At 39.8% G+C, this 17,077-nt stretch carries 15 protein-coding genes; 13 read left to right on the top strand and 2 right to left on the bottom strand.

Annotated elements, in window-relative coordinates:
- Positions 1-46: 46 nt before the first annotated feature.
- The gene (locus F7984_RS14180) at positions 47-1,333 is read right to left on the bottom strand and encodes a replication-associated recombination protein A (protein ID WP_140461984.1); all 1,287 of its coding nucleotides are present in this window, start codon (positions 1,331-1,333) and stop codon (positions 47-49) included.
- A gap of 261 nt (positions 1,334-1,594) precedes the next feature.
- Between F7984_RS14180 and cymR the strand changes: the two genes are divergently transcribed.
- The 4 genes from cymR to F7984_RS14160 all read left to right on the top strand — a co-directional run bounded on the left by cymR (position 1,595) and on the right by F7984_RS14160 (position 7,111).
- A complete protein-coding gene (gene cymR, locus F7984_RS14175; RefSeq protein ID WP_140461985.1) occupies positions 1,595-2,017 on the top strand; it encodes a cysteine metabolism transcriptional regulator CymR in 423 nt (140 codons plus the stop codon).
- 38 nt (positions 2,018-2,055) lie between these two features.
- Positions 2,056-3,198 carry a cysteine desulfurase family protein gene (locus F7984_RS14170; RefSeq protein ID WP_140461986.1) on the top strand — a complete coding sequence of 381 codons (1,143 nt, stop codon included), beginning with the start codon at positions 2,056-2,058 and terminating at the stop codon, positions 3,196-3,198.
- 20 nt (positions 3,199-3,218) lie between these two features.
- Positions 3,219-4,334 (top strand): tRNA 2-thiouridine(34) synthase MnmA, encoded by a 1,116-nt coding sequence (gene mnmA, locus F7984_RS14165; RefSeq protein ID WP_066105682.1) that lies wholly within the window; start codon positions 3,219-3,221, stop codon positions 4,332-4,334.
- A gap of 74 nt (positions 4,335-4,408) precedes the next feature.
- Complete coding sequence (locus tag F7984_RS14160; protein WP_225983613.1) at positions 4,409-7,111, top strand: cation-translocating P-type ATPase; 2,703 nt, start codon at positions 4,409-4,411, stop codon at positions 7,109-7,111.
- A gap of 13 nt (positions 7,112-7,124) precedes the next feature.
- Here F7984_RS14160 and F7984_RS14155 read toward each other — a convergent pair whose 3' ends face one another.
- Complete coding sequence (locus F7984_RS14155; RefSeq protein ID WP_175354277.1) at positions 7,125-7,832, bottom strand: DUF459 domain-containing protein; 708 nt, start codon at positions 7,830-7,832, stop codon at positions 7,125-7,127.
- Positions 7,833-8,074: 242 nt separating this feature from the next.
- Here F7984_RS14155 and F7984_RS14150 point away from each other — a divergent pair, with 242 nt between their 5' ends.
- The 9 genes from F7984_RS14150 (at position 8,075) to F7984_RS14110 (ending at position 16,932) form a co-directional block, all read left to right on the top strand.
- Entirely contained in the window at positions 8,075-8,731 is a 657-nt protein-coding gene (locus tag F7984_RS14150; protein WP_140461987.1) for a tetratricopeptide repeat protein, read from the top strand.
- 16 nt (positions 8,732-8,747) lie between these two features.
- Entirely contained in the window at positions 8,748-11,174 is a 2,427-nt protein-coding gene (locus tag F7984_RS14145) for an SF1B family DNA helicase RecD2 (RefSeq protein ID WP_225983612.1), read from the top strand.
- Between the two features lie 90 nt (positions 11,175-11,264).
- Positions 11,265-11,453 carry a hypothetical protein gene (locus tag F7984_RS14140; protein WP_066105409.1) on the top strand — a complete coding sequence of 63 codons (189 nt, stop codon included), beginning with the start codon at positions 11,265-11,267 and terminating at the stop codon, positions 11,451-11,453.
- Between the two features lie 32 nt (positions 11,454-11,485).
- Positions 11,486-11,617, top strand: coding sequence for a YrzQ family protein (locus F7984_RS14135; protein WP_077248072.1), 132 nt, complete (start codon positions 11,486-11,488; stop codon positions 11,615-11,617).
- Between the two features lie 112 nt (positions 11,618-11,729).
- Complete coding sequence (locus F7984_RS14130) at positions 11,730-12,797, top strand: AI-2E family transporter (protein ID WP_306821560.1); 1,068 nt, start codon at positions 11,730-11,732, stop codon at positions 12,795-12,797.
- A 348-nt stretch (positions 12,798-13,145) separates the two neighbouring features.
- Positions 13,146-15,785 carry an alanine--tRNA ligase gene (gene alaS, locus F7984_RS14125; RefSeq protein ID WP_066105403.1) on the top strand — a complete coding sequence of 880 codons (2,640 nt, stop codon included), beginning with the start codon at positions 13,146-13,148 and terminating at the stop codon, positions 15,783-15,785.
- Positions 15,786-15,954: 169 nt separating this feature from the next.
- Positions 15,955-16,221, top strand: a complete 267-nt coding sequence (locus tag F7984_RS14120) for an IreB family regulatory phosphoprotein (protein ID WP_066105399.1) — start codon at positions 15,955-15,957, stop codon at positions 16,219-16,221.
- Between the two features lies 1 nt (position 16,222).
- Positions 16,223-16,642: a Holliday junction resolvase RuvX gene (gene ruvX, locus F7984_RS14115; RefSeq protein ID WP_066105397.1), complete on the top strand. Its 420-nt coding sequence runs from the start codon at positions 16,223-16,225 to the stop codon at positions 16,640-16,642.
- 17 nt (positions 16,643-16,659) lie between these two features.
- A complete protein-coding gene (locus tag F7984_RS14110) occupies positions 16,660-16,932 on the top strand; it encodes a DUF1292 domain-containing protein (protein ID WP_066105394.1) in 273 nt (90 codons plus the stop codon).
- Positions 16,933-17,077 lie beyond the last annotated feature (145 nt).

The following is a 17,077-nucleotide window of genomic DNA, read 5'->3' as shown; positions in this document are numbered from 1 at the left end:
CGTCACCTGCGTGAAAAAAAGATTGGCTAAAAAAAGCCAATCTTTTTTACTGCTTATTTTTAAACTGTTCCAGTCTTTCATATATAGCGGCTAATCGTTTCTCCTCGCCGGATTCAATCGGATCATAGTATTTTGTTCCCTTTAAGTTGCCTGGGAGATAATCTTGTTTGACCCAGCCACCGAATGTGCCAATAGGGTAGTCATGCGGGTATTTATAACCAACATGCCCGAGATCCTTTGAGCCTGAATAATGGGCATCACGTAAATGCTTAGGGATATCCCCGACTTTGCCGCTTCGAATATCCGAAATGGCTTGATCCAATGCCTTATAAGCAGAATTTGATTTGGAGGATAGACACATTTCCACCACAGCCACTGAAAGCGGGATACGCGCTTCGGGAAGACCGAGGCGTTCACTGGCGGTAACAGCTGCCAACACATTATTTCCAACTGATGGATTTGCCAGTCCGATATCTTCATAAGCAATCACTAAAAGTCTTCGATTGACTGCAACCAGATCACCAACCTCAAGAAGGTGAGCTAAATAATATAAAGAAGCATGAACGTCGCTTCCTCTTATGCTTTTTTGCAGGGCGGATAACAGGTTATAGAAGTTTGAGCCTTTTTTATCTCCATAAACTCCTACATTCCCGCCTAAATCGTCAATGACTTCATCTTCTATGATATACGTATCCTCATCCCTGGTTGATGAGTAAACCGTTGATTCCAACAGTGTTAACGATTTTCTTGCATCTCCATTTGAGTGAAGGGCAATTTTTTTTATTTGTTCCTCAGTAATACGGATATCCATTTTTCCCAGACCATTTTTTTCATCAGAAAGGGCTCTTTGGAGCAGTGTGATGGTTTCTTCAACAGATAGTCGTGTAAGCTGCTTGATTTGGCCGCAGCGGCTCCGAATAGCTGGATTGACATCATGGAATGGATTTTCCGTTGTGGCTCCGATTAATATGATATCGCCTCGCTCTACATGCGGAAGAAGATAATCCTGTTGAGCTTTATTGAATCGGTGAATCTCATCTAGAAAGAGGATAACCTGACCGGTCAGACGTGTTTCATCAACAACTGCTTCGATATCCTTTTTCCCGGCTGTTGTTGCATTTAAAGCAATAAACGGTATCTTGGTGGTTCCTGCAATTGCATAAGCAATAGATGTTTTACCAATGCCAGGTTCCCCGTATAATAACATAGAAGGGACATGCCCGTTTTTAATCATTTTATATAAACTGGTTTGTTTGCCGATGATTTCGTTCTGGCCAATAATTTCATCTAAGTTCTTAGGTCGCATTCGAAATGCAAGTGGTTCAGTATTCAACTAACTAACCTCCACAAATAAGCTTCATGATGCTTTCATTATATCGATAAACGGTTCACATTCCTATATTTTCGTTTTTGCGTAAGAGCTCTCGAATTTTATCCTTTCATGAGATTTCCTGTAGTCGAAACTGGTTTTTTTTACTATGATTAAATAGAAAATAAAAAATTAAGAAGAATTGTACTGAGTCATTGAAAATAGGCAATGATTTAATGTATGGTATACTTTTGTAGACTAAATGTAAGGCTGAGGTGCTAAGCAATGAAAATATCTACCAAAGGAAGATACGGACTTACCATTATGATTGATTTAGCTAAGAAACATGGAGAAGGTCCTACTTCCCTAAAATCAATAGCACAATCAAATAATTTGTCCGAACACTATTTGGAACAATTGGTGACCCCCTTGCGTAATGCTGGACTTGTAAAAAGTATCAGGGGTGCCTATGGCGGCTATAAACTAACGAAAGATCCACATGAAATTACAGCAGGTGATGTGATCAAGGTGCTTGAAGGCCCAATTACACCGGTTGAAGGTATTGAGGATGAAGAACCTGTTAAACGGCAATTGTGGATTAAAATCAGAGATGCTGTAAAGGATGTCTTGGATAATACAACTTTGGAAGACTTGGCATCCTATGAAGAAGAGGACGACTCCACTCAATCATATATGTTCTACATTTAATATAAAGTAATTTTGTTTAGGCAAAGGAGGTATAGGCCATGGAACGGGTTTATATGGATCATGCAGCGACAACGCCTATGCATCCAGAAGTTATTGATGTCATGACGGAGGTTATGAAGAAGACTTACGGGAATCCATCAAGCATTCACCAATTCGGAAGAGAATCGAGAAAGCTTATTGATGATGCAAGAAGAGTGTTGGCAGAAAGTATTGGTGCACAAATAGATGAAATTATCTTCACGAGCGGTGGTACAGAAGCAGATAATGCTGCAATCTATAGCAGTGTACAAGCTATGAAGAATAAAGGCAAACATATAATTACGTCAGAAATTGAACATCATGCCGTATTGCATACATGCCAGGCTCTTGAAAAAGAGGGATACGAGGTTACGTATTTGCCGGTCAATGAAGAAGGACAGGTAACTGTAAGTTCCGTGAGGGAAGCATTACGAGATGATACGATTTTAGTGACGATCATGTTCGGAAATAATGAAGTGGGCACCATTCAGCCTATTCAGGAAATTGGCAGGCTTTTGGCTGACCATCAGGCATTATTCCATACAGATGCGGTACAGGCTTATGGAATCATTCCTATATCGGTTCATGATTTAGCTGTGGATTTCTTAAGTGTGTCTGCACATAAAATTAATGGTCCGAAAGGTATTGGCTTCTTATATGCGCGAAAAGGCGTACCATTTAAGCCATTGCTGCTTGGTGGTGAGCAGGAAAGAAAACGCCGGGCAGGTACTGAAAACGTGCCTGGGGCAGCAGGCTTTGCAAAGGCGGCTGAGCTGATGTCACACACACGTGAGGAGAAAGCGAAGCATTATAGAGTCTTTAAAGAAATAATGCTCCATGTATTTGACGAAGCAGGTATTAATTATTCCATCAATGGAAAGCTGGATGATTCACTGCCGCATGTATTGAATATTAGTTTTCCAGGAACGAGTGTTGAGGCTTTCTTAGTCAATATGGATTTGGCAGGGGTGGCTGTTTCAAGTGGTTCTGCCTGTACGGCTGGATCGATTGAACCATCGCATGTTCTTGTCTCGATGTTTGGAAAAGATTCAGAGCGTACAAAGAATTCAATTCGCTTCAGCTTTGGGCAGGGCAATACGGAACAAGAAGTAGAAAAAGCAGCGAAGATAGCTGTAAATGTGATAAATCGATTAGTGAAGTAAATAGGTATGAGGTGAAGTGTATAATGAAATCCCCGGCGGAAACTAGAGTCGTTGTCGGAATGTCCGGTGGAGTGGATTCTTCTGTTGCAGCTTATCTTTTAAAAGAGCAGGGCTATGACGTTGTAGGTATATTCATGAAAAACTGGGACGATACAGATGAAAATGGTGTTTGTACAGCTACGGAGGACTATGAAGATGTCATTCGTGTCTGCAATCATATTGGAATTCCCTACTATGCAGTTAATTTTGAAAAACAGTATTGGGATAAAGTGTTTTCCTATTTCCTTGAGGAATATAAAGCGGGACGTACACCAAATCCCGATGTGATGTGTAATAAAGAAATTAAATTTAAGGCATTCCTTGAGCATGCCATGGATCTAGGTGCAGATTATTTGGCCACAGGCCATTATGCGCGTGTGGCTTACCAAGACGGAGAATATAAAATGCTAAGAGGGTTGGATAATAATAAGGATCAAACTTATTTTCTAAACCAATTAACTCAGGAGCAATTAAGCAAGGTTATGTTTCCAATCGGTGAGTATGATAAGCCGAAAATTAGAGAAATTGCCTTGGAGGCTGGCCTGCCAACGGCTACTAAAAAGGATTCCACTGGTATTTGTTTTATCGGCGAGCGTAACTTTAAGGAATTTCTTGGGCAATATTTGCCGGCTAAACCTGGTGAGATGAGAACGATGAGTGGCGAACTGAAGGGTAAGCATGACGGCCTTATGTATTATACATTGGGACAGCGTCATGGACTTGGAATTGGCGGAAGCGGTGAACCGTGGTTTGCGGTTGGGAAAGATTTAGAAAACAATGTTCTATTAGTAGAGCAAGGTTTTCACCATGATAGCCTCTATTCTGATTCTATTATCGCTGACAAAATGAACTGGATTTCTGAAAGGAAACCAGGTGATACTTTTGAGTGTACAGCTAAATTCAGATATCGCCAGGCAGATAATAAGGTAACAGTGAAAGTATTGGATGACAATCAGGCAGAAGTAATTTTTGCTGAGCCAATCAGAGCGGTAACTCCTGGGCAAGCTGCAGTATTTTATGATGGTGAAGTTTGCTTGGGTGGAGGTACCATCGATAAAGTTTATAAAAAAGGTTTAAAACTTGATTATGTTGGGTAAATAAAATAGCCAATTGAATGTGGATAGTCTGTTTCGTAGAGAAACAGGCTATTTACGTTCTTTAAAATATACATATGCAGGTGATGAAGATGGGTGTGAAGAAGTACGATTATTCACTTTCCAAAAAAGAGGTATTAGAAGTATTTGAAACGGATGGAGAAAGGGGGATAACGGAAAAAGAAGCAGAAGCAAGATTAAAAGACTATGGAAAAAATGAACTCGGAGTGGAGCAAAAAAATTCATTGTTAAAAATGATTGCTCTACAATTACATAACACACTTAACTACATATTGATGGTTGCCGCTATATTTTCATTTATAGTGGGTGAAGTGAGCGACGGTTTAATTATTACATTTGTCATTATTATCAACACCATTATTGGTGTTGTCCAAGAGAAAAAGGCAGAAAATGCATTGGACGAACTAAAAAAATTAGCAGCACCGAAAGCTTTGGTAAAAAGAGAAGGAAATGTCAGGGAAATAGATGCAGCCTTGCTCGTACCTGGTGACTGCGTCTTACTTGAAGCAGGAAGGACAGTACCAGCTGATATTCGTATCATTCAATCTCATTCCTTGAAAATTGAAGAATCTGCTTTAACGGGTGAGAGCCTTCCAGTAGATAAGGACGAGAATTGGATATTGGAAAATCCTGATCAGCCACTTGGTGATTATCTTAATATGGCATTCATGTCTACTCAAGTTACAAATGGCCGAGGGATTGGAATTGTGGCTGCAACCGGGTTGAATACAGAGGTGGGGAAAATAGCTGAAATGCTTCACAGCACTGAATCCAGCAAAACTCCTTTACAGAAAAATCTTGATCAGCTCGGGAAAAAATTAAGTTATTGTGCCATTATCGTTTGTGTCGTTATGTTCATTGTAGGATTAATGCAGGGACGAAATCCTGGAGAAATGTTTATGATTTCCACAAGCCTTGCTGTTTCGGCTATACCTGAGAGTTTATCGACAATGGTCATAATTGTTTTAACGCTTGGGGTAAGGCGTCTCATTAAGCAAAAGGCAATTATACGAAGAATTCCGGCAGTTGAAACTTTGGGTTCGGTTAGCATGATTTGTTCAGATAAAACAGGAACACTGACTTTGAACAAAATGAGTGTCGTTGAGCGTTATGTTAATTTAAAAGTTATAGAGGAAGATGTACCATATTCTGCGGATGACCAAAGGTTGATTAATCAATTGGCATTATGCTCGGATGCCACTTATGAACCGGAAGAAACCGGCGACCCGACAGAAGTGGCTTTTGTTAAAGCAGCACATGTGAATGGTTACACAAAGTCTGATTTAGATAAAGAATTTCCGCGTGTAGCCGAAATTCCGTTCGATTCAACGAGAAAAAGGATGACTACCATACATAAAGATGGCGATGGATACATTGTACTGACAAAAGGTGCAGTAGATATCCTGCTAGAGAGAATAACCACTATTCAACTAGATAGCGAAATAGTAAAAATGACGCCGGAATACATAACTGAAATTAATCAAGCTGTGATGCAGATGTCCAACCGCGCTCTTCGTGTAATGGCTTTGGCGGGAAAAAGAGTTTCGGCCGAAGCGATTTCTGAACTGAATGAAGAAGAAATAGAGAATGGTTTGACGTTTTTTGGAATGGTAGGCTTGATGGATCCGCCTCGACCGGAGGCAAAACTTCAAATTGAAAGAGCTCATCGTTCAGGAATTGAAGTAACGATGATTACAGGTGATCATCCGCAAACAGCGATTGCGATTGCGCACCGTTTAGGGATAACGGAATCCGATAAAGTTATCACGGGTGCCGAATTGAATCAAATGACACCTGAAGAATTGAAGGAAGCAGCAGTCGATACTCGTGTATTCGCCCGGGTATCACCGGAGCATAAAGTCCAAATCGTTCAGGCCTTCAAAGAAAACGGGCATATTGTTTCAATGACCGGTGATGGTGTTAATGATGCTCCTTCCTTAAAAACAGCTGATATTGGGGTTGCTATGGGACAAACTGGCACAGATGTTGCCAAGGGTGCCTCTGATATGGTTTTAATGGATGATAATTTCACCACGATTATAAAAGCGGTTGAAGAGGGTAGAAATATTTTTGCTAATATACGAAAATCTGTGCTTTTCCTTGTTACAAGTAACTTTGGTGAAGTGCTAGTGCTCTTTTTTGCCATCTTGCTTGGCTGGCCGACACCGCTTTTGACCGTCCATATTTTATGGCTGAATTTAGTTGGTGATTCTATTCCAGCCTTTGCGCTTGGTGTAGATAAGAATAAGGATGTTATGCTGGATAAACCAAGGCCTAAAAAAGAAGGGATTTTCACGAGGGATTCAGTCATCTTTTTGATTTTAAATGGTTTGTTGATTGGTATCGCTTCTCTCTTAGCCTTCCTAATTGGATTGAAATGGGCTGCTGGAATTGATTCCATATTCGATTTACAATTTAATCAGCTTACAGACCATGAACTGAGAGTCGGACAAACGGTTGCCTTTATGGCACTAACCTTTATTAGCTACATGCAAGTATATAATGTCAGGCATTTACGTAAACCAATCTGGAAAACAGATGTGTTTAGCAATAAATATTTAAATTGGTCTGTCATAGGTGTCATCTTGTTACAATTGGCAGTTGTTTATATCGAACCTTTTGCCAAATTACTCAAGATTGAACCGATAGGCTTAAGGGAATGGATCCTAATCTTCTTCTGTACAATTGGAACCATTGTCGTAAATGAAATTGTTAAGGGCTTCTTAAGATACTATGAAAAAAGAAAGGCTATGGATTAAGCTCCATAGCCTTCTATATTTCTTCGCTGATTCGATTAGCAATCAGGCGATATCCCTTGTCATTTAAATGGAGGCTATCACTGAAATAGTCTTTTTTTGTTTTATCCTGAAACAAATCATCTGTTGGTACGAAGGTGATAGATGAGTAGTTACTGACCGTTTCTTTTAGATCGTGATTCCAGTCATCTAGAATTTCGTCAAGGCGGTCGTCATTAGGAAATGGATTATATAATCCAACAACAATAAAGGGGACATCATGGTCAACCATGCGAATGCTTTTCAAAATGTCATCTACATTATCAAGATAATCTTTTTTCCCTTTCTTTATAGCGGCTTGATTGATGGTTTGAAAATCACCGCCCAAACTTGTACGCAAATCATTAGTGCCTATAAATAAGATAATATAGTCAGCTTCATTCACTTTCTCACTTATTGTAGGATTCGCTAATTGTTTGATAACTCCCTCTGACTCCTGACCCGGAATTCCATAATTATTGATTTTATAATTTTTATTTGAGGATTCGCTTTCTGAAATTTTTTCAAGCTGACCGACATAGCCTTCCTCATGGCGATCGCCCACCCCATAGGTTAAGGAATCACCTAAAGCCATAATGACATGTTCCTGATCGGCTTTTATCTTTTCATCTAAAAAGAAGGTATATCCGATATAAATCAGTCCGATTATTAGTAAAAGTCCAGCTGCATAGTGTAGTTTCTTCATATCTCTCACTCCCATAGATATACTTCTACCCTAAAATCAAAGAATTTTAACAAAAAGTGTAATATTTTAATCTATATGATTAAGAGAGTAACCTAGTCATAAATAGGAAGGTAAACTGGTGGGATTTACTATAACTTATAAATGATGGCGCGCTGCTAGCCCAGATGCTTGTCTCTGGGACAACGGACTATCACTTTGTGGTATACTATTTCCATTCAGTTAGGAATGTAGGAGTGAATAGTATGGATAAAAATAAATTAGGTATTCAATATATGGAACAAGGAAAATGGGAGGATGCTGCAAAAGTATTCACCGAAATGATTGAAGAAAATCCAAATGACCCAGTAGGGTTTATCAATTTCGGCAATGTATTGGCATCGATGAACGACAATCAACGTGCGATTAAATTTTTTGAAAGAGCTATTGAACTGGATCCGGAAGCTGCGACTGCCTATTATGGATTGGGCAGCATTTATTATGAGCTCGATGATTTAGTGAAGGCGAAGGATCAGTTTGAGCTGGCTATCAAAAAAGGAATTGAAACAGCAGATGTGATGTTTATGCTGGGATTATGTCTGCTTCATTTAGACCAGCCGAAGCTGGCATTACCTTATTTCCAAAGAAGTGTTGAATTAAATCCGTCGGATGCAGAAGCTCAGTTCCATTATGGACTGGCTTTGGCAGGTGCTGAAATGTATGATATGGCGATTGATGCATGGAATAAGACGCTTGAAATTGATGAGTCACATGCAGATGCGTATTTTAACCTGGGTGTGGCCTACGGTGGGATTAAGGAAGATGCAGATAAAGCAATCGCTTATTTTGAAAAAGCGGTTGAAATCCAGCCTGATCACATCCTTGCTTTGAATGGGTTAAAACAAATGAAAGAACTGTTATAAACGGGAGGTGCTTCTTGTGGAACAAGAGTCGTTCGTCTTCTCCGACAATGACAAACCTTTCATCAAAGGAACACATTTGGTTACCATTTTTCATAATGAACAAAATTTATACTCGGTTGTACGAATCAGAGTGAAAGAAACGAATTTGAATTACGATGAAAAAGAAGCTGTTATTACCGGGTATTTCCCCCCTATTCATGAGGAAGAAATATACACGTTTTATGGGAAAATGAAAGAACATCCCCGTTTTGGGATTCAATTTCATGTAGATACCTTCCAGCGTGAAGTTCCTGAATCAAAGGAGGGTGTGATTGCTTATTTATCCGGATCTCTTTTTAAAGGGATTGGTAAAAAGATTGCAGAATCGATTGTCGAAAAACTTGGCGAAAAGGCAATCTCCAAAATTTTAGCGAATCCATCATTGCTCGATCAAATTCCTAAGCTAAGCGGTGAAAAGGCAAAGCAATTGTATGATACTCTGGCAGCCAATCAGGGCCTGGAGCAAATCATGATTAATTTATCCAGCCTGGGGTTTGGACCTCAGCTGTCGATGAAAATTTATCAGGCTTATAAAGAGGACACGATTTCCATCATTGAGCAAAATCCATACCAGCTAGTCGAAACGATTGAGGGAATTGGATTTACTCGCGCAGATGAAATCGGACTGCAGCTCGGCATTGGAGGAAGCCATCCATCCAGGATTAAGGCAGCGATTCTCTATACACTTGACAGATCTTGTGTACAGGACGGGCATTCGTATACCGAGGCTGAGGAACTGTTGATCAGCGTAAAAACTCTCTTGGAACAAAATCAAAATGTGACCATCACTTTTGAGCAAATTACGGAATCACTTATCCAACTCGGTGAAGAGGGAAAAATCATTGGAGAAGAGAAAAGGTTTTATATGCCGTCCCTCTACTTTTCTGAAAAAGGGATTGTAACGAATATTAAACGGATTATGTCTCAGGACTCATATGCCGATCAATTTCCTGAATCTGAATTTTTATTGGAGCTAGGCAAACTAGAAGAGCGAATTGGGATGGAGTACGCTGAGGAGCAAAAGGATGCAATCTTTAAAGCCTTACATTCTCCGATGCTGATCCTGACAGGAGGTCCTGGTACCGGTAAAACAACCGTTATTAAAGGAATCGTTGAATTATATTCAGAATTACATGGTTTGTCCCTTAATCCAAAAGATTATAATAATGAAAATCCATTTCCATTTGTTTTAGCAGCTCCAACAGGACGCGCGGCAAAAAGGATGAAGGAATCCACAGGGCTTCCCGCCGTAACTATCCACCGTTTATTGGGCTGGAATGGGTCGGATGTTCAGCGTGATGAAGATAATCCAATCAGCGGAAGGCTTTTAATTGTAGATGAGATGTCTATGGTAGACATTTGGCTGGCCAATCAGCTTTTTAAAGCATTGCCGAATGATATGCAAGTCATCCTCGTTGGTGATGAGGATCAGTTGCCTTCAGTTGGACCAGGTCAGGTATTGAAGGATTTACTTGCCTCTTCCGTTATTCCTGTAACCCGTCTGGAATCGATATTCAGACAGGAAGATGGTTCTTCCATTATTCAGCTCGCGCATGCGATAAAAAACGGACAGCTGCCGCCAGATATTCGGAAACCGCAGGGCGATCGTTCATTTTTCTCTTGTTCCACTAATCAAGTAGCAGATGTGATTAGGCAGGTTGTAACCAATGCCCGCCAAAAAGGGTTCCCAGCCCGTGATATTCAGGTTTTGGCTCCAATGTACAGAGGGAGTGCCGGAATTGATTCCCTCAATGTCCTCCTGCAGGGCATTCTTAATGATAATCGCGATAAGAAGAAAAGGGAATTGACTTTTGGGGATGTGGTTTATCGGGTTGGAGATAAGGTTCTCCAATTAGTGAATCAGCCTGAAAATGGGATTTACAATGGTGATATGGGTGAAATTATTGCGATTATCTATGCAAAGGAAAATGAAGATAAGCAGGATCAGATTTTTGTTTCATTTGATGGCATTGAAGCGAAGTATACACGCCAGGAGCTCAATCAAATAACTCATGCTTATTGTTGTTCCATTCATAAATCCCAGGGAAGTGAATTCCCAATCGTCATATTGCCAGTTGTTAAGAGCTATCACCGCATGCTAAGGAGGAACTTAATTTACACGGCTATAACAAGGAGCAAACAGTTCCTGATTGTATGCGGTGAAGAGGAAGCCTTACGATACGGCGTCGGTCGCAGTGGTGAGGAGGAACGGCGAACAACTCTACTTGAAAAACTGCAGGAAGGGTTCCGTGATAAGGAACTTATCTCCAAACCTGAAAATCCAGTTACTGAAAATGAAAGTTCCAATGAAGACGGCTTGACGTATGAGCAAAAAATATTCCAAACAGATCCAATGATTGGGATGGAAAACATTACGCCTTATGATTTTATGATACGCGGTTAAAATACAAATGTCGGTCTTTAAGCTGAATGAATTCTGCATACAATGGACAAACTGGCAATTACAGAGATATTTTTTTATGAGGTGATTGCTATGAAATGTCCGAATTGCTCCAGCAAAGATATCGGCAAGATTGGCGTGAATCAATATTATTGCTGGAATTGTTTTGTGGAATTATCTATCCAAAAAGGAATTATGCATGTCCATCAGGTGGAAGAGGATGGAGTGTTAAGTTCTTTAGATGATTTGTTTAGCGAAGAAGACCGACAGATGAGTCTTTGATTCGTACTTCCTAAATTATGAGGTGAGTTGCTATGAATAAAATGGTTTCGTCGTTAATAACCTTAGGAGCGGGAATGGCGATCTATCGGAGTATGTCCAATAATGGAATGCTATCCGGCCGTAATATGAGAAAGATTAAACGAACAATCATGAAGTCATTTTGATTGGAAGTTAAGGGTTTAAAAGGTAGATTCTCTGCCTTTTAAACCTTTTTTAGTGTATGCCTGCAGAATCCCCATACATATTTTCTTTTAACATAAAGAAAATAGTACAGAGGTGGGATTTTTGAACATACAGATAAAGTGGTTTTATCGACTTGGATTTCTATTATTATTATTTATCGTATTATTTGTGTTTTACTTGCTCAGACCAATATGGTTTCCTGTTATACAGGTTTTTCTAACTGCATTATCACCATTTATTGGAGCCGCTCTTATTAGTTACCTCCTTCATCCCCTGGTGGAAAAAGTTCATCAGAAAGGTTTGCATAGAGGTTTGGCAATCGGTTTGATTTATCTGGTGTTTTTTGGGGCAGTCGGCTATGGATTGTATAAAGGAATTCCAGTATTCATTAACCAAATGATTGATGTTGCAGAAAGAGCACCAGAAATGGCAGAGTTATATCGAGGTTACATAGCTCGTTTTCATTCACAAACCTCAAGCTGGCCGTTTGGTCTGCATGATCGTTTGGAGCAAATCATCAGCTCTATAGAAATGAAACTGAGTTCTTCTATAACTGTATTAATAGAAGCGCTAAGTGGGCTGTCGGATTTTTTCATCTTTGTGTTACTCATCCCTCTCATATCCTTTTATTTACTGAAGGATGCTGAAAAGATTATTGATTTTGGTTTAAGATTATTTCCTAAAAAAAGCAGAGACACAACGAAAAAGTTCTTGAAGGATATCGACCATTCTTTGGGCGGATATCTTCGCGGACAGCTCTTGGTCTGTACGATTGTGGGATCCTTTGCCGCTATACTTTTCTGGTTATTTGGTATGAAGTATCCTTTATTGCTGAGCCTTTTTATTGGGGTAACGAATATTATTCCCTATTTCGGACCTCTGATTGGAGCGGTTCCGGCATTGCTCGTAGCGATCACTATGTCAACGGGCATGGTCATCAAGGTGGCCATTATCATTATTGTGATTCAATTTCTGGAGGGGAATGTCCTTTCACCAATTATCATGGGGAAAACGTTAAAGCTGCACCCGCTTATTATCATTTTTGCTTTGCTTGTCGGTGGTGAGATTAGCGGAATACTAGGCCTGATTCTTGCTGTCCCTATTTTAGCCTTTTTGAAGGTTGCTATTACTCATAGTAAAATATTAAGGAATAACCCTTAAACAATTCCTGAAACATTGACAAAGAAAACACTTATGACTATAATCCAACTTATAACGGAATATATTGAAATATGTTGATGGACCGAGTATGTTTAAGCCCTTCCGAATGTAAATCCTATTTACATGAAAGAGAGAAGTCTCCATGGCTGAAAGAGACTTTGGAAGAAGAGAGACAGAAAGCTAGTCCGGAGTGCGGGCAAAAACCCGCCGTTTAAACCGCGTTAAGGTTTCTGAGGTGACGAAACTTTTTAGATGTTTCGTAATCAGGGTGGTACCGCGAGTCAAGCTCTCGTCCCTGTTTTTAGGGATGAGGGCTTTTTTGTGTATAAAAAAGGAGGATTCAATCTTATGAAGTACATGACTGGGGCAGAAATTCGCCAAATGTTTTTAGATTTCTTTCAGGAAAAAGGTCACAGAATTGAACCGAGTGCATCGTTAGTACCGGTGGAAGATCCGACACTGTTATGGATTAATTCCGGAGTTGCAACATTAAAAAAATATTTTGATGGACGAGTTATTCCTGAAAATCCAAGGATTACGAATGCCCAAAAATCGATTAGAACAAACGATATTGAAAATGTTGGAAAAACAGCTCGACACCATACTTTCTTTGAAATGCTGGGTAACTTCTCTATTGGAGAATATTTCAGAGAGGAAGCAATCAAATGGGGCTGGGAGCTATTAACAGATGAACGCTGGTTTGCTATGCCAAAAGACAAGCTTTATATCACATACTATCCAGCAGATACTGATACCCTTAAGGTATGGAAAAGCTTAGGCGTACCGGATAGTCACTTAATTCCGCTTGAGGACAATTTCTGGGAAATTGGTGAAGGCCCATCCGGACCTGATACTGAAATTTTCTTTGACCGCGGTACAAAATTTGATCCTGAAGATATCGGCATTCGTTTAATTGAAGAAGATATCGAAAATGATCGTTATATTGAGATCTGGAATATCGTATTGTCTCAATTTAATGCAAATCCAGAAATACCGCGCAGTGAGTATCCTGAATTACCGAAGAAAAATATTGATACAGGGATGGGATTAGAGCGGATGGCATCCATTTTCCAAAATGGTGACACGAACTTTGATACGGATTTATTCCTGCCGATTATCCATAAAACTGAAGAAATTTCAGGTCAACAATATAGAACAAGTGCGGATAAAGATGTAGCATTTCGTGTTATTGCTGACCATATCCGTACGGTTGCGTTTGCAATAGGTGATGGAGCACTTCCTTCCAATGAAGGACGCGGATATGTTTTACGCAGATTGCTGCGCAGAGCTGTTCGTTTTGCTAAGAAAATTGGTATCAATAAGCCATTTATGTATGAATTGGTTCCAGTTGTGGCGGATATCATGGTAGATTATTATCCAGAAGTTAAACAGAAACAGGACTTCATAGCGAAGGTTGTTCGTAATGAAGAGGAGCGTTTTCATGAAACTCTTCATGACGGGTTAGCTATACTTGCGGAAGTTATTGAGGCTGAGAAGAAAAGGGGCAGCGATATAGTAAACGGATTTGATGTATTCCGTCTCTATGATACCTATGGATTCCCAGTTGAATTAACAGAAGAGTATGCTGAAGATGAAGGCATGAAAATCGACCGTAAAGGTTTCGAAAGAGAGATGGAAGCTCAGCGGACACGTGCACGTGCTGCTCGCCAGGATGTAGACTCCATGCAAGTACAAAGCGGTATTTTAGGTGACATAAAAGTACAAAGTAAATTTGTTGGATATGAAACCCTTGAATGCCCGGCAACAGTGGAAGTAATCATTAAAAATGGTGAAAAAGCGGACGATGCCATGGCGGGAGAAGAAGTTCAAATCATTTTTGACCAAACACCTTTCTATGCTGAAAGCGGCGGACAAATTGCGGACAAAGGATTCTTTGAATCTGAAGACCTACGAGTATTCGTGAAGGATGTTCAAAAAGCTCCAAATGGCCAAAACCTGCATACAGTTATCGTAGAATATGGATTACTGAAGGAAGGTGCGTATGGGAAAGCGGTTGTAGATGAAGCAAATCGCCGTAAAATCATTAAAAACCATACGGCAACTCATTTACTGCATCAAGCATTAAAGGATGTACTGGGCACGCATGTCAACCAAGCGGGTTCTTTAGTAAGACCGGACCGACTTCGTTTTGACTTTTCTCATTTTGGACAAGTTACAGAAGAAGAGCTAGAACAGGTTGAGCAAATCGTGAATGATAAAATTTGGAAGAGTATTGATGTAACGATTGAAAATAAACAGATTGAAGAAGCAAAAGCAATGGGGGCAATGGCTCTATTCGGTGAAAAATATGGCGATATCGTACGTGTTGTCCAAGTGGGAGATTATAGCCTTGAGCTCTGCGGTGGCTGCCACGTTCCTAATACTTCTGCTATCGGGCTGTTCAAAATTGTCTCTGAAGGTGGAATAGGGGCTGGTACCAGAAGGATTGAAGCAGTAACGGGCGAATCTGCGTATCTTCAATTAAAAGAACAAATTGGTGTTCTTCGCCAAGCAGCAGCTAAAGTTAAAGCTAATCCAAAAGATTTGCCTGTTAAAATTGACTCCCTATTAGGCGAATTAAAAGACGCACAAAAAGAAAATGAATCATTAGCAGCCAAGCTTTCCAATATCGAGGCAGGAAATATTCAATCCAAAGCTGAAACAATTAATGGTGTAACGGTTTTATCAGCGAAGGTAGAGGCTCAGGATATGAATAATTTAAGAAATATGGCTGATGACTTAAAGCAAAAGCTAGGGTCCTCCATCATTGTCCTTGGAAGTGCGCAAGGAGAAAAAGTAAACTTAATTGCTGCAGTTACAAAAGATTTAATAGACCAAGGATACCATGCCGGTAAAATCATTAAAGAGGTAGCGGCACGCTGCGGTGGTGGCGGAGGTGGACGTCCTGATATGGCTCAGGCCGGCGGTAAGAACCCTGCTGATTTAGAAGCAGCACTTGAACTGGTAAAAGATTTGGTTAACAAATAAAAAACGGGGCAAAGGATTTGCCCCCCTTCTTTTTGAATCTAATCATTTTGGCATGGATAGTATTGACTAGCCAAAACTATCATTCGAATTTTATTATTAGGTTTAAGTAGTGTACAATAAGAGGAACAATGGAAATATAGCTTTTTGAATGAAAGCGGGGTGCGTTGGAATGAGTTCATTTGATAAAACAATGAAATTTAATTTCCCGGAGGATTCTTTTGAGCATGACGTTAGCCATGTTTTAATGGAAGTCTATAATGCTCTAAATGAAAAAGGTTACAATCCTATTAACCAGATTGTAGGTTATCTTTTGTCAGGAGACCCTGCTTATATTCCGCGTCATAATGATGCACGAAATCTTATTAGAAAGCTTGAAAGAGATGAGATTATAGAAGTTCTGGTCAAATCTTATTTAGAGCAGCAACGAGAGGGATAATATGCGAATTGTAGGTCTTGATGTGGGTAGTAAAACTGTGGGAGTCGCCATCAGTGATGAAATGGGCTGGACTGCTCAAGGTTTGGAAACCATAGCAATTGACGAAGAAAAAAATCAGCTTGGCCTGAAACGTTTAGATGAAATCCTTAAACCTTATAAAGTCGATAAATTTGTCGTAGGTTTGCCGAAAAATATGAATGGAACTGTAGGTCCGCGAGGCGAGGCAAGTCAGTATTATGCTTCAAAGCTTGAAAAACGATATAAGGTTCCGGTCGTTTTGTGGGATGAACGTTTAACCACAATGGCCGCAGAACGGGTTTTATTAGATGCAGATGTAAGCCGTAAAAAACGCAAAAAAGTTATAGATAAAATGGCCGCTGTCTTAATTCTGCAAGGATATTTAGATAGTGGCGGCAAATAATTTAGAGGTGATCAGACATGGAAGAAAATATGATAACAATTGTTGATGAAGATGGTAACGAGCAGTTACACGAAATATTACTTACGTTCGAATTGGATGATTATGATAAGCAATACGTTGTATTTGCACCAGTAGGAAACGAAGGCGAAGAAGATGAAGACCTCATCCATGTAGCTTCTTATATTCCTGATGAAACAGGTGAAGTCGGAACATTAAATGATATAGAAGATGATGAAGAATGGGCTCTAGTTGAAGAAGTCATTAATACATTCTTCGACGAAGAAGAATAAACTGAAAATATAGCTCTCCCGGTTTTATCGGGGGAGTTTTTTTATGTGTAGATTTAAGTATTGTGGAATAATGATGAAATGGTTTTACAAGGAATGGTGAAAGGATGATTATTCAAGAGATTTTAGGTAAATTCTCCGAAAAATA

This window comes from Pradoshia sp. D12, assembly GCF_008935075.1.
GTDB lineage: Bacteria > Bacillota > Bacilli > Bacillales > Pradoshiaceae > Pradoshia.
Note: the sequence above shows the minus strand (reverse complement) of the source record. Positions and strands in the feature narration are given on the sequence as shown.